Source organism: Arthrobacter sp. BI5, assembly GCF_056680065.1.
In genome coordinates this window covers 3,427,481-3,441,001 of record NZ_CM155264.1, presented here as the reverse complement: position 1 = coordinate 3,441,001, position 13,521 = coordinate 3,427,481, and the positions used below count along the sequence as shown (strand labels likewise).

The 13,521-nt window shown below is 68.2% G+C and carries 13 protein-coding genes; 5 read left to right on the top strand and 8 right to left on the bottom strand.

All coding sequences use genetic code 11. From position 1 onward, the window contains the following. Positions 1 to 32: 32 nt before the first annotated feature. Positions 33 to 1,421: an ammonium transporter gene (locus tag AC1MED_RS15890; RefSeq protein ID WP_479784245.1), complete on the bottom strand. Its 1,389-nt coding sequence runs from the start codon at positions 1,419 to 1,421 to the stop codon at positions 33 to 35. A 369-nt stretch (positions 1,422 to 1,790) separates the two neighbouring features. On the opposite strand from AC1MED_RS15890, the gene AC1MED_RS15885 reads away from it, so the two are divergent. After that, entirely contained in the window at positions 1,791 to 3,284 is a 1,494-nt protein-coding gene (locus AC1MED_RS15885; RefSeq protein ID WP_479784244.1) for a purine-cytosine permease family protein, read from the top strand. 113 nt (positions 3,285 to 3,397) lie between these two features. Here the strand turns inward: AC1MED_RS15885 and AC1MED_RS15880 are convergent, their stop codons facing one another. The 5 genes from AC1MED_RS15880 to AC1MED_RS15860 all read right to left on the bottom strand — a co-directional run bounded on the left by AC1MED_RS15880 (position 3,398) and on the right by AC1MED_RS15860 (position 10,266). After that, positions 3,398 to 4,867 (bottom strand): S8 family peptidase, encoded by a 1,470-nt coding sequence (locus AC1MED_RS15880; RefSeq protein ID WP_479784242.1) that lies wholly within the window; start codon positions 4,865 to 4,867, stop codon positions 3,398 to 3,400. Between the two features lie 118 nt (positions 4,868 to 4,985). After that, entirely contained in the window at positions 4,986 to 5,957 is a 972-nt protein-coding gene (locus AC1MED_RS15875; RefSeq protein WP_479784241.1) for a CapA family protein, read from the bottom strand. 79 nt (positions 5,958 to 6,036) lie between these two features. Further along, a complete protein-coding gene (locus tag AC1MED_RS15870; protein WP_479784239.1) occupies positions 6,037 to 7,554 on the bottom strand; it encodes a carboxyl transferase domain-containing protein in 1,518 nt (505 codons plus the stop codon). 1 nt (position 7,555) lies between these two features. After that, positions 7,556 to 8,797 (bottom strand): CaiB/BaiF CoA transferase family protein, encoded by a 1,242-nt coding sequence (locus AC1MED_RS15865; RefSeq protein ID WP_479784238.1) that lies wholly within the window; start codon positions 8,795 to 8,797, stop codon positions 7,556 to 7,558. A 65-nt stretch (positions 8,798 to 8,862) separates the two neighbouring features. Beyond that, positions 8,863 to 10,266 (bottom strand): SLC13 family permease, encoded by a 1,404-nt coding sequence (locus tag AC1MED_RS15860; protein WP_479784236.1) that lies wholly within the window; start codon positions 10,264 to 10,266, stop codon positions 8,863 to 8,865. Positions 10,267 to 10,397: 131 nt separating this feature from the next. Here AC1MED_RS15860 and AC1MED_RS15855 point away from each other — a divergent pair, with 131 nt between their 5' ends. Then, positions 10,398 to 11,099: a FadR/GntR family transcriptional regulator gene (locus tag AC1MED_RS15855; RefSeq protein WP_479784235.1), complete on the top strand. Its 702-nt coding sequence runs from the start codon at positions 10,398 to 10,400 to the stop codon at positions 11,097 to 11,099. A gap of 30 nt (positions 11,100 to 11,129) precedes the next feature. On the opposite strand, the gene AC1MED_RS15850 is transcribed toward AC1MED_RS15855, so the two are convergent. Next, positions 11,130 to 11,381, bottom strand: coding sequence for a DUF2630 family protein (locus AC1MED_RS15850; protein ID WP_346957892.1), 252 nt, complete (start codon positions 11,379 to 11,381; stop codon positions 11,130 to 11,132). A gap of 229 nt (positions 11,382 to 11,610) precedes the next feature. Between AC1MED_RS15850 and AC1MED_RS15845 the strand changes: the two genes are divergently transcribed. Continuing rightward, positions 11,611 to 12,177: a type 1 glutamine amidotransferase domain-containing protein gene (locus AC1MED_RS15845; RefSeq protein ID WP_346957891.1), complete on the top strand. Its 567-nt coding sequence runs from the start codon at positions 11,611 to 11,613 to the stop codon at positions 12,175 to 12,177. Positions 12,178 to 12,334: 157 nt separating this feature from the next. Continuing rightward, a complete protein-coding gene (locus AC1MED_RS15840) occupies positions 12,335 to 12,748 on the top strand; it encodes a VOC family protein (RefSeq protein WP_346957890.1) in 414 nt (137 codons plus the stop codon). Positions 12,749 to 12,766: 18 nt separating this feature from the next. Here AC1MED_RS15840 and AC1MED_RS15835 read toward each other — a convergent pair whose 3' ends face one another. Beyond that, a complete protein-coding gene (locus AC1MED_RS15835) occupies positions 12,767 to 13,003 on the bottom strand; it encodes a hypothetical protein (protein WP_479784233.1) in 237 nt (78 codons plus the stop codon). A 135-nt stretch (positions 13,004 to 13,138) separates the two neighbouring features. Here AC1MED_RS15835 and AC1MED_RS15830 point away from each other — a divergent pair, with 135 nt between their 5' ends. Beyond that, complete coding sequence (locus AC1MED_RS15830; RefSeq protein ID WP_346957888.1) at positions 13,139 to 13,486, top strand: cytoplasmic protein; 348 nt, start codon at positions 13,139 to 13,141, stop codon at positions 13,484 to 13,486. The last annotated feature ends 35 nt before the right edge of the window (positions 13,487 to 13,521 follow it).

Below are 13,521 nucleotides of genomic sequence, written 5' to 3'. Positions count from 1 at the left end.
CGGTGCGGCCGGGCTTCGTGCCGGCCGGGGCGTTACACGAAGCTGTCTGCCTTGGCGCGCTCCGGCTGTCCGTGCGGCGCAGCAGCCGCCTGCGCAGTAACGGCGGCAGGCGCGGCAGCGGCAGCGTGCCCGGCGGCGTCGTGGGCATGATGGTGGGCCTGGACGTGGTGGCCGAACGGGTTGAAGCGGCTGTGCGCCAGGCCGTCGAATTCGTAGGCGGTCTCGGCGTGCTCCGAGCGGTCCACGCCCGCCACCTCGGCCTCGTGGCTGACGCGGAAGCCCATGGTCTTGTGGATTGCGAGTCCGATCACCGCCGTGGCCAGGCCGGAGAGCGTGACCGTGATCAGCACGGCAACCGTCTGGGCGATCAGCTGGTGCAGACCGCCACCGTAGAAGAGGCCGCCGCCCTGTCCGTCGGCCGGCAGGGCAATGAAACCGAGCGCCAGCGTGCCGATCAGGCCGCCGCCCAGGTGGACGCCGACGACGTCGAGCGAGTCATCGAAGCCGAACTTGTATTTCAGGTCCACAAAGATGCAGCAGGCGGCGCCGGCCACCAGGCCGAGGCCGAGGGCGCCGAGCGGGCCGACGTTGGCGCAGGACGGCGTGATCGCAACCAGGCCGGCCACCACGCCGGACGCTGCGCCGAGCGAGGTGGGGTGGCCGTGGCGGAGCTTTTCGACCGCGAGCCAGCTCAGCATGGCGGCCGCGGGGGCTGCGAGCGTGTTGATCCAGATCAGGCCGGCCTGCTCCACCGTCGTCGCGGCGCCGGCGTTGAAGCCGAACCAGCCGAACCAGAGGATGCCCGCGCCGAGCATGACGAAGGGGATGTTGTGCGGGCGGTGTGCCGGATCCTTGCCGAAGCCGTGGCGGTTGCCCAGGATCAGGACCAGGACCAGGGCGGCGGTGCCGGAGCTGATTTCGACGACGGTGCCGCCGGCGAAGTCGATCACCTGGCCGAAGACGGAACTCACGGCACCGCCGGCGCTCATCAGGCCGCCGCCCCAGACCATGAAGGCCAGCGGGCAGTAAACCAAGGTGATCCAGACCGGGACGAAGAGCGACCAGGCGGCGAATTTGGCGCGGTCCGCGATGGCGCCGCTGATCAGCGCGACGGTGATGATCGCGAAGGTGGCGCTGAAGCCGGCCTTGATCAGATCGGGGGAGCCCATCAGCCGGGCCAGGCCGACGTCGGCAAAGGGGTTGCCGAAAATGCCCAGGACACCCGAGCCGGTGGTCATTGAGTAGCCCCAGAGCACCCAGACCACACCGACGATGCCGGCCGAGACAAAGCTCATCATGATCATGTTCAGCGAGGCCTTGGCCCTGGTCATGCCGCCGTAAAAGAGGCCGAGGGCCGGGGTCATCAGCAGCACGAGGGCCGCTGAGACCATGATCCAGACGTTTGCCGCGGTGAGTTCCACCTGCGTGTCCCTTCTCAACAATTCGCCGTACCGGGACACCTCGCCGCCGGTCCCCAACCGGGTTTAATCCTCGCGTCGCTGTGTTTCAGGCAGTCGGGAACTACGTTGCGGGGACGTTACAGGAATTGCGGTTTCGTGAAGCTCGCGTGTCAGCTGTGTTTCCGGCATGTAAACGACGGCTATCCGGCACGATCCAGTCGGGGCCGGGAGTGGGCCCGGCTGCTGAAGAACCGGGCGGGAACGTCCGGGGCCCTCAATCCACGACTGTCCGGAATCCCGGACAGAACCGTCGCCTGCCCCAGTGATGCAGGTCACGGGACGTGCTCAGATGGACGGACAATCCCAACCTGATCTTTAGTGAGGACCAGCATGCAAGCTTCGACACGAACGGATACCGCCGGGGAGCGCGTCGAGCGCCGCTCCATCGACTTCGTTCCGGAAAATGAACGGCACGGCTCTCCCGGGCAGCAGTTCACGCTGTGGTTCGGGGCGAACATGCAGATCACCGCAATCGTCGACGGCGCCCTGGCCGTGCTCTTCGGCGCCGACGCGCTCTGGGCAATCCTGGGGCTCCTGGTCGGCAACCTCCTTGGCGGCGCGGTGATGGCATTGCACGCGGCACAAGGGCCCAAGCTCGGCCTGCCCCAGATGATCTCCAGCCGCGCCCAGTTCGGCGTCTTCGGGGCGGTGATTCCGCTGGTGCTGGTCATCATCATGTACCTCGGCTTCGCGGCGACCGGGACCGTCCTCGCCGGCCAGGCCATCGACCAGATCACCCGCACCGGCACCCCGGCCGTGGGCATGGTGATCTTCGGCGCCCTCACGGTCCTCGTGGCGACCCTCGGCTACAAGTACATCCACCTGCTGGGCCGCATCTCCACCGTCGTCGGCGTCCTGGGCTTCACCTACCTGGGGATCCGGCTGTTCGCGAGCCAGGACGTGGGTGCGCTGCTGGCCTCGGGCACGTTCGAGTTCCCCACCTTCCTGCTCGCCATTTCGCTGGGCGCCGGCTGGCAGTTGACCTACGGCCCCTACGTCGCGGACTACTCGCGCTACCTGCCCTCAAAGACCCCGGCACGTAAGACCTTCCTGGCCGCGTTCCTCGGGACCGTGCTCGGCTCGCAGTGGTCCATGACGCTCGGTGCCCTGTTCGCGTCGCTGGCTCTGCCCAAGGGCCAGCGGTTCCTCGACGGACAGGTAGCCTTCCTGGGCAACCTCAGCGGCGGCGGACTGGTCGCCGTCGTCATCTACCTGGTGATCGTGACCGGGAAGCTGACGGTCAACACGCTGAACGCCTATGGCGGTTACATGACCATGCTGACGTCCGTCTCGGCCTTCACCCGCAGGTCCGCCGCCGCGTCGCGCACCCGGTTCGTCTATGTGATCGGCTTCATCGGACTCACCGTGCTGATCGCCATGCTGGCCTCCCCGGACTTCCTCGCCAACTTCAAGAACTTCGTGCTGCTGCTGCTGATGGTCTTCATCCCTTGGAGTTCCATCAACCTGGTGGACTACTACCTGATCTCCAAGGAGAAGGTGGACATCCCGGCCCTGTACGACCCGAACGGCCGCTACGGGCGGTGGAACAAGACGGCGCTGCTGTCCTACGCCGTTGGCATCGTCGCCCAGATCCCGTTCCTGGCACAGACGCTGTACACCGGCCCGATGACCGAGGTGCTGGGCGGATCGGACATCTCCTGGCTGGTGGGGCTGGTGGTCACCGCCCTGGTGTTCTACCCCCTCGCCAAGCGCAACTCCAACGCCCCGGCAGCAATGATCTACCCGCACGACGGCGGCCCGCTCACCGCGGAGCCGGAGCGGACACCGGAGGCCGGCCGGCTCACCGGCACCCCCACGGCCTGACCCGGCGCCCGCCGAGCACCGGCCGGGCACACCGGCCGCAGCGTGGACCCGCCGCAAAAGGGAGGTCCCGGCCGCACCCGCGGCCGGGACCTCCGTCATACCGGTAGACCGGGTCAGAGCCGGTTGATCTGGGTCAGGTAGCCGTAATACTTCGGACCGGACGGCCGGAGCGGATCTCCAACGAATCCGAAATCCTCATGCCGGTTGTTGTACGCCGCGGCGATATCCAGGAACTGCTCTCTGACTTCCGCGCCCGACCCCTGGCAGGCACCGTTGTTGATGCACAGTGCCACCGCACCTGCCACCGCGGGACTGGCGAAGCTGGTGCCGTTGTTGATGCCGTATCCGCCGGGCACGGTGGACAGGATGCACACCCCTGGTGCCGCGATCGTGTGCCGCTTGTCCTTGGCGTTGACCGCGAAGTTCGAGAAGAACGCCGGCCGGTCGTCCAGCTGGCCAAGTCGCCGCCAGTCGTCCTTGCCGCAAAGGCTGGGAGCCAGGCCCTTCGGTTTTCCGTCGAAGTCCGCCATGGCGGTCGCCGTCAGCACCTCGTGGTACGCCGCCGGCACGGTGCCGGCGAGGTCCGCGGCGGAGTTTCCGGCCGCCACCGCGTAGGTGACGCCGGCCCTGACCGAGCGGCAGATCGCGTAGTGCATCGGGTCCGTGCCCTTGCCGCAGTTGGCCGTGTCGGACCCCGAGCCGCCGATGCTGATGTTGGCGACGTCGATATCGTTGTCCTCGTTGTCGTCCTTATGGGTCGAGGTGACCCAGTCGATGGCGCAGATCAGGCTCTCTTCGGTGATGGAGCCGGTGTTGGACACGACGCGGACGGACCAGAGCGGGGTGCCGGGCGCCGTGCCGATGATGCCGGAGCCGTTATTGCGGGCTCCAATGACGCCGGCAACCGACGTGCCGTGGCCCATCACGTCAACAGGTGTCACTTCAACGGGTTTCCCGGACGTGCAGTCGATCCCGCCGACGACGTTGAGGTCCGGATGGCTGCCGTCGATGCCGCTGTCGATGACCGCGACGTTGACGCCGGAGCCGTGGTCATTGCCGGCGCCGGCGCGGACGGCGTCCCTGGCTTCCTCCGGATCGCCGCCGATCCGCTGCCACCACAAGGGAGCCACCTCGGTATTGGGCGTCTCGGGCTCCTCCGGCTCGTCGAAGTGCCGGCCGAGCGTCACGAAATCGACGCTCGGATCGGCCGCGAGCTTCCGGGCCTGGGTTGCCGTCATGGCGCCGGAGTAGCCGAGCACGGCGCTCCGGTAGACGTTGGCGGCCTTGAAGCCGAACTTGCCCTGCTGCGCGGCGGCCAGCGCGCCGGCATCCCCGGCACCGTCCTTGAGCACGACGATGTAGCTTTGAACCGGTTCGGCGGCGGCCGAAGGTTCGGCGGCGGCCGAGGGCGCGGCGGCGACGATGCCCCCGCCGGTAGCCAGCGCGAGCGCGGCCAGTCCGCCCACCCAGCTCCGTCTCCGTCTGCGGAGCGGCGGGGGAGCGGCGGTGCCGGGCCGGGGCCGGCCGGGATCCACGAATGTTTTCTGCACGTGCGGAAAGAGTTTGCGGACAGTGGTAAACATCGTGGCCTCCCAGTAAGCATGGTGCTTTTCGAGTGCCCCCCGTCCATATGGTAGGCCCTGTGGCGCGGAAAGATCAGGGGCAATCGGACCCCGGCGCCGGCCGCGGGCCACAGCGCGGCTAGTCCAGCGGAATTTCCAGGCCCTTTACGCCGGCGTTCCAGGTGCTGCCGGTGCCCAGGCCCGTGCAGAGCCGGGACATCCGGGCCGCGATGTCCCGGGCACTCAGGCCTGCCATCCGGGCCTGGAAATCGGCGATGACGGTGGGAAACAGGCGCAGCCGCCGCGGCGCCCCGCCGTCGGTCTCCAACAGAAAGATAAAGGAATGGTCGTTGCGCTCCTGGGGGTCCACGGCGTAGTCGTCGATGAAATCCCCGGCGCCGTAAATCACCGGACGGTTGCGGTACACCTCCACGCCGCGGAAGATGTGCGGCGAATGCCCGAATATGACGTCGGCGCCCGCATCGATCAGGCGCTGCGCCATGGCCCGGTGTTCCGGCGGGGCGTCGGAGCCCCAGTTGCCGCCCCAGTGCGCCGACACGATGAGCAGCTGAACGCGGGACTTGGTCCGCCGCAGCAGCTCCAGCAGCTCCTCGACGCGCTCGCCGTGCTCCGCCGCGGGGACGTAGTAGACGCCGGGGGAACCGGGCGCCGCCTCCCAGTCCGGCTGGTTGTCCGTGAACGCCACAAAGCCGACGGCAATGCCGCCCACCCGCCGGACTGCGGGCCGCCGCGCCGCAAGCCGGTCCATACCCGCGCCCGCATGCAGGATCCCGTGCCGGTCCAGCGCGCCGAGCATCTCCCGCAGCGCGTCCGGCCCGTAATCGAGCACGTGGTTGTTGGCCAGGGACACCAGCCCGAGCTGCGCTTCGACGAGGCTGCGCACGTTGGCCAGGTCGGTCCGGAACGTGAAGACCTTCCCGGGTTCGGGCGCTCCGCCGTCGGCAATGACGCATTCCAGATTGGCGATCCGCAGGTCCGCCCGCTGCAGGACCGGCAGGGTGTCGCCCCACGGATACGCTGGCCCGGCGGTCTTCAGCTGCTCGTTCACCAGCCGGCCGAGCATGACATCGCCCAGGAATGCGATCTGCATGGCACCAGCATGGACCGCCCGGCCGGGCAACGGAAGGACGACGGCGGTACGCTCCGCCGTCGTCCTCTGCCGTGCTGCCCTAACCCCGGAGCCGGCCGCCCAGGTTCCGGAACTTCTCCAGCCGGCGGGGCAACAGTTCGCCGATTCCGGCGGCCGAAACCAGCGACAGCTCGTATTCGATGGCCTGTCCCATCCGCTGGCAAAATGCCCGGGCCTCCAGGGCCGCATCGTCGCGTTCGTCAACGATGTGGTCGATCAGCCCGTTGGCGTGCAGCGCCGCCACGTTGACGCCCTGGGCGTCCGACATGGCCGGAGCGAAGTCGGTGGTCCGGTGCACGATAGCACTGGCGCCCTCGGGCGGCAACGGCGACAGCCAGGCGTGCTGGGCGGCCACGGTCCGGTCGGCCGGCAGCAGCGCCAGCGCCCCGCCGCCGGCGCCCTGGCCCAGCAGCACCGAGACGGACGGCGACTGCAATCCGATCAAGTCGTGCAGGGACCGGGCGATTTCACCGGCCAGGCCGCCTTCTTCGGCCTCCTTGGACAACGCGGCGCCACCGGTGTCGATCACCGTCAGCAGCGGCAGGCCCAGCTCTTCGGCCAGCCGCATGCCGCGCCGCGCCTCGCGGAGCGAGGCTGGCCCCATGGCGGTCTGCTGCGACGGCCGCGGCCGGGTGTGGCCGAGCACGACGCAGGATTTCCCGCCGAAACGGGCCAGTGCCAGCAGCAGCCCGGGATCCTTCTCGCCCTGGCCGGTGCCGTTGAGGGGCAGCACGTCCCGGGCGCCGTGGACCAGGAGCTGGCGGAGGTCCGGCCGCCGGGGATTCCGCGAGATCTCGATCGACGCCCACGCACTGGCGTCCGACGGTGCCACGGCCAAGGACGGCGGGGGACCCACCGGTGCCGGTGCGCCGGCGCTGAGGATATCCAATGCCCGGCTGACGATATCGGGCAGCTGCCCGGGCGGGACCACCGCGTCCACGAGCCCCTTGTCGAAGAGGTTCTCCGCGACCTGGACGTTCTCCGGGAAGGGTGTACCGTGCAGCGCCTCGTAGACCCGCGGGCCCAGGAATCCCAGGAGCGCGGCCGGTTCGGCGACGGTGATGTGGCCCAGGGAGCCCCAGGACGCCATCACCCCGCCTGTGGTGGGATGGCGCAGATACACGAGGTAAGGAAGTCCGGCCTGCCGGTGCGCCCGGACCGCGGCGGTGATCTTGACCATCGACAGGAACGCCAGCGTCCCCTCCTGCATCCGGGTACCGCCCGACGCCGGCCCCGCCAGCAGGGGCAGGCCTTCCGCGGTGGCCCGTTCGACGGCGCTGACGATCCGTTCGGCGGCGGCGGCCCCGATGGAGCCCGCCAGGAACCGGAATTCGCTGACAATCACCGCCACCCGGCGCCCGCGGATCAGCCCCTCGCCGGTCAGGACGGACTCGTCCACGCCGGATTTCCCGCGCGCCGCCGCCAGCTCGGCTTGGTACGCCGGGCTGGGGTCCGGGTCCTTCACCGGCCGGTCCCAGCTCCGGTAGGAGCCCGCGTCCAGCACCGTGGCTACGAGCTCGGTGGCATCCAGGTGCCGGACCTTTTGCTCCGCCAGCATGTCAGCGGCCGCCCTGGGCCGCAGCGCCGGCCGCCGACGGAACGCCGGTGGCGCTATCCAGCCAGCGGCGGATCTGTTCCCCGTCCTGGTCCAGCAGCGGCGGCGCGGTGTGCGAGGTCAGGGTGGTCTCCTGCGCGTCGCCCTGGTCGAAGAACCGCAGCGGGGGACCGGGCAGGCTGATCTTTCCCAGCACCTTGTGCTCGACGTCGACCACCAGGCCCTGGGAGTGGACCTGCTCCCACTGGTAGACCTCGTCCAGGGTCCGGACCTTGCCGGCCGGGATGCCCGCCTCGTTGAGCTTGGCCAGCAGCGGTTCGGCTTCGTACCCGGCGAAGGCGTCCTCCACCGCCTCGATGACTTTTTCGCGGTTCCGTACCCGGTCCGCGTTGGTGGCGAACTCGGGCCGGGCCGTGTCGATGCCGAACGTGGTGGCGAAGGTATTCCACAGCTTCTCGCTGCCGACGCTGATCTGGACCCTGCCCTGCCGGCAGTGGAACAGCCCGTACGGGGCGATCGAGGGATGGTGGTTGCCCTGGGCGCGCGGCACCTCGCCTGCCACGGTCTGCCGGGTGCCCTGGAAAGCGTGCACCCCGATCAAGGCCGAGAGCAGGGAGGTCCGGACGATCTGGCCCTTGCCGGTCCGTTCGCGCTGCAGCAGCGCGGCGAGAGTGCCGAACGCGCCGTACATCCCGGAGAGCAGGTCAGCGATCGGCACCCCCACCCGCTGAGGGTCGTCCGGGCCGGATCCGGTGAGTGACATCAGCCCGGCTTCCCCCTGCAGGATCTGGTCGTAGCCGCTGCGCGATGCTTCCGGACCGTCGTGCCCGAACCCGGTGATGGACAGGATCACGAGCTGCGGGTTTACCGCATGCATGTCCGCCGTCGAGAATCCGAGCCGGTCCAGCACGCCGGGGCGGAAGTTTTCCACCACGACGTCGGCCCTGCCGATCAGTTCGCGCAGGACCTGCCGCCCGTCGTCGCTCTTCAGGTCCAGTGCGATGGACTCCTTGTTGCGGTTGCAGGACAGGAAGTACGTGGCCTGCAGGTCGTCCTCGGGGCCCACGAAAGGCGGTCCCCAGCCGCGGGTGTCATCCCCGGTCCCGGGGTTCTCTACCTTGATCACGCGGGCCCCCAGGTCGGCCAGCATCATGCCGGCGTGCGGCCCGGCGAGGGCTCGGCTGAGGTCCACCACGAGGTAGCCGGACAGCGGTCCCTCGGCGGGGTGGTCGGATTCCATGCTCATAATCGGTCCTTTGTTTTGCAGTTCCAGCTGGGCAGTGTCGGCGCCGGCGGCCGGTCGGGGGACGGCTACATCCAGCCCGGGACGACCATCACCAGCCACGCGATGGCGGGCCCGGCGACGACGACGATGCCGCTGTAGGCGAGGATCTGCTTGTAGAACTTGTCCTTGTCCACGTCCTCCGGTGCGTTGGCCAGCACCAGGGCGCCGTTGGTGGAGAACGGCGAGACGTCCACGATGGTGGAGGAAACGGCGAGTGCGGCGATGACACCGATGGCGCCGATTTCACCGCTGGCCAGGAACGGCACCGCCAGCGGGATGAGGGCGGCCAGGATGGCGGTGGAGGAAGCGAAGGCGGAGACGATGCCGCCGACGTAGCAGATCAGCAGTGCAGCCAGCAGCGGCATGCCGAGCTGGGCGACGCCGTTGGAGACGAACTTGATGGTGCCGGCCTCTTCGAGGACGCCGACGAAGGTCAGCATGCCGCAGATGAGCAGCACGGTGGACCAGCTGATCTTGTTGACCGCACCCTTCTGGGCCTCGGGGGAGACCAGGGCCAGGATGATGGCGATGGTGATGGAGACGAATCCGATGTCGATCCCGAAGCCGAGGGAGATGACGGCCAGGGCGATCAGGCCGGCGACGGTGACGAGCTGCGGGAGGGTCGCCCGGGCGCCGGCGGAGGCGCCGGCGGAGGTGGCGACGGTACTGTCGGCGGACGAATCCGCGCTGCTGCCCTTGGCGGAGACGCTGGCGGGGGAGATGTCAGAACCGGAGCCCTGCAGGGTGACGCCGGCCGCGCGGGCGCCGACGCTGACCTTCATGCGGGTCTCGGCCGCCTGCTCGATGAGCTGGCCGGTCTTGGAGGAGAGCAGCTTGTTGCCGCCAAGGACAATGAACAGCACGAGCGCGATGACGAGGTTGAAGAAGAAGCTGGCCAGGAAGATGGCCATCGGGCTCGCCGCGAGGTCCGTCTTGGCGATGATGCCGTTGACCGTGACGCCGTAGACGGCGATCGGGGAGAAGCCGCCTGCCTGGGCGCCGTGGATCACCATCATGCCCATCATCAGGGGGTTGATCTTGTGCTTTGCGGCGAAGCTCAGCGCGATCGGCGCGATGATGGCGACGGCGGCCGGGGAGAGTGCGCCCACGGCGGTGATCAGCGCGGTGATGGCGAACATGACCCATGGAATGAGGGCGACCTTGCTGCCCACCATCCGCACGGCCCCCCGGACCAGAAGGTCAATGGTGCCGTTGTTCTGCGCGATGGCGAAGAGGTAGGTCACCCCGACGATCGTCAGGAACAGCCCGCCGGGGAAATTGGACAGGATCTCGCTGGTGGACATGCCGAGGAAAACCGAGCCAAGCAGGAAGGCGCCGACGAAGGCCAGCGCACCCATGTTGAGGGGCAGCACCGTGGCCAGCAGGAACATCACCGCCAGAATGATGATGGAAAGCACGGGAGCGGACATCTTTGTTCCTCCGGGGACTAGTGTGATGTGGATTACAGGACTACTGGCCTAGCCTCTTAGACAGTAGGTGAGTTTGTCAATACGCCTCCGGGATAGAATGGTCATGTCGCTATGACGGGAGGATGTTGAAGATGGCAAAGAAGTCTGAGGTCCCGGAGATTTCCCGTGTGTCCAGGCCGCGTCTCTACGAACAGCTCGTGGCCCAGCTCCTGGACTTTATTGAATCGGCCCAGCTTGGCCCCGGCGACCTCCTGCCGGCCGAGCGGGATCTGGCGGAACGGCTTGGCGTCTCCCGGGCAACGCTGGCGCAGGCGCTCGTGGCGCTGGAGGTACTTGGCGTGATTGACGTCCAGCACGGCACCGGTGCCGTTCTGGTCTACCGCCCTAATGTGCCCGCGGTGATCAAAGGTCTGCGTGAGCACCGCAGCAGGCTTCCGGAGATCGTCGAGGCCCGCAGCACCCTGGAGGTCAAGCTCGCCGAACTCGCGGCCGCGCGGCGGACGGACCAGGACATGCAGGCGATTGACGCGGCGATCGACGCGATGGCCGAGGAGGTGGCCGCCGGCTCAAAGGGGGCGCGCGGCGATGAGCTGTTCCATCAGGCCGTCACGGCCGCCGCGCACTCCGCAGTGCTGGGCCAGTTGATGGCCTTCATCGCGGAAATGATCCTGGAAACGCGGCTCGAATCCCTGGGGCAGCCAGGGCGCCCCGAGCAGTCCATCGCCTCGCACCGGAAAATTGCCGACGCGATCCGGGCGCAGGATGCCGCCGGCGCTGCCGCGGCCATGATGGCCCACATCGACATGGTGTCCGACGTCGACCTGCTCAAATAGTTTGCCGCCTAGGCCCGGGCGGCTACGGGCTTAGCCGTTGTAGCCCTCGACCTGAGTCACGGGACGCGCCTCCGCGTCGTCCGGGTTCTCGCCGTACTGCCGCTTGGCCCGGCGCTGCCGCAGCAGGTCCCAGCACTGGTCCAGGTCCTCCTCAAGCTGCCGGAGCCGCAGCCGGTCCGGGACGTGGTCATGGTCGGGGGTCGCGGATTCGGCCCGCTCCCGGAGCTCGCGCTCCTCGTCCACCAGGGAGGTGATGCGCTGGAGGATGTCACGTTCGTCCATGGTGTCCTACTTCCTGCGGTCCTGAGCTGTGCGTACCCGCCAGCGTAATCACGGGCGGTCGCCGTGACCAGAGGGCGGCGGTGCGCGGACGCATGCATCCCACGACATAGTCAGCTTGCTTATTATTTTCCGGCTTCCTAGAGTTGAGCTTGTAAGGCACCAATCTCTCCGCGTGGGACATGAGCGGCCGCACGGCCGCCAGACCCTCGCGCTGGCCAGAGGAGGACACATGTCGGAACACAACATTGCAGGCAAGAAGGTCGCGTTTCTGCTGACGGATGGCGTCGAGCAGATTGAGCTGACCAGCCCGTGGAACGCGGTCAAGGACGCCGGCGGCGAACCCACCCTCGTGGCGCCCAAAAGCGGAAAGCTGCAGGGCTATGACGGGACGGACAAGGGCGAGACGTTCGACGTCGACCTGACCGTCGACCAGGCCAACGCCTCCGACTTCCACGCGCTGGTGATTCCCGGCGGCGTCGTGAACGCGGACCACCTGCGTGCGGACAAGGACGCCCAGGCCTTCGCCCGCGGCTTCTTTGAGCAGCACAAGCCGGTGGCCTCGATCTGCCACGGCCCGTGGCTGCTGATCGACGCCGGCGTGGTGAACGGGCGGAACCTGACCTCCTACTACACGCTGGAGACCGACCTTAAAAACGCGGGCGCCAACTGGACCGACGAGGAAGTGGTGGTCGATCAGGGCCTCGTCACCAGCCGGAACCCGGACGATCTGCCGGCCTTCAACAACAAGCTGCTGGAGGAGATCGCCGAGGGCGAGCACGCCGGCCAGACCGCGTAGGGGCCGCCGCAGCCCGCCGTCCGGGTCAGCTGCCCTGGCGGCGGGAAAGCCCTATGAAGCGGGCCCGCTTTCGGGCAGGATATGCCTGTAAGCTGCGCCGGTTCGGGCGTTGCCGTTTGTCAGTCCCGCCGCCACCCGCTACCAAGGAGTCCCGGATATGACCACGCTCAACCCCTACCTTGGCTTCCGCGACAACGCGAGGGAGGCCATGACCTTCTACCAGTCCGTGTTCGGCGGAGAGCTGAACATGAGCACTTTCGCCGAGTTCCAGGCCAGTGAAGACCCCGCCGAGCAGGACAAGATCATGCACGCCATGCTGACCGGTGAAAAGGGGCTGGTGCTGATGGGGGCCGACACTCCCAACAGCATGGACTACACGCCCGGCAACAACTTTTCGGTATCCCTCAGCGGAGCCGACGAGGCTGAACTCCGCGGCTATTGGGACAAGCTGTCCGACGGCGGCACTGTGACCGTGCCGTTGGAGCGGGCACCGTGGGGCGATACCTTCGGCATGTGCAAGGACAAGTTCGGGGTGGACTGGCTGGTCAACATCGCCCCGGCGGCCGGCTAAGGCCGCCGGGGCGGGGGCTCAGTCCGGCGTGGTGTCGGTGGTGAGGCCGCGGTCGTCGGCTGTCTTTTCGTCGTCTTCTTCAGCGGGCCCGGGCACCTTCTGCGCGTCGCCCTCGCCGGGGGCGTGACCTTCCGATGTGCCGGGCGGGGGCGCCGCCCCTTCTGCCGGGCCGCCAGCTTCGCGCGGGACGGGCTTGGCGCCCTCTTCCACCCCGTCGCTGACGATGTCTTCGGGATCGATTGGCTTGTTGCTCATGCATTCCTCCGATGTTGGCCTGCGGGGACTTCGACCCGCGATGTCCCCTCCAAGCTACAGCGGGCGCCGCACCCGAGTACAGGCCGCTGTCGGTGGGCTCTGGCCCCCCGCGCCGGCCGGGTCTAGAGTCACGCCATGGACCAGGATCCCGTGGCGACAAACCCCGAGCTGTACCGGGTGCTCTTCGAAAACGAACGCGTTCGCGTGCTTGAGTACAGGGACCGCCCGGGGGAAAAGACGGTGGCCCATTCGCACCCGGACAGCGTGATGGTGACTCTGAGCAGTTTCCGCCGCCGGCTCTCGTCCCACGGCCGGGAGGTCGACGTCGAACTCCCCTCCGGGCTGGCGCGCTGGCTGCCCGCGCAGTCCCACTCGGGTGAGAACACCGGCGACACCGAGACGCACACCATCTTCGTTGAGCTCAAGGAGCCTGCCCCGGAGCCGAAAGCCGGGGACGAGCCTCTCGGTCCCGCGCCAAGCTAGCACCACCAGCCTGCCCGGCCAGCACCCAGCGTCTG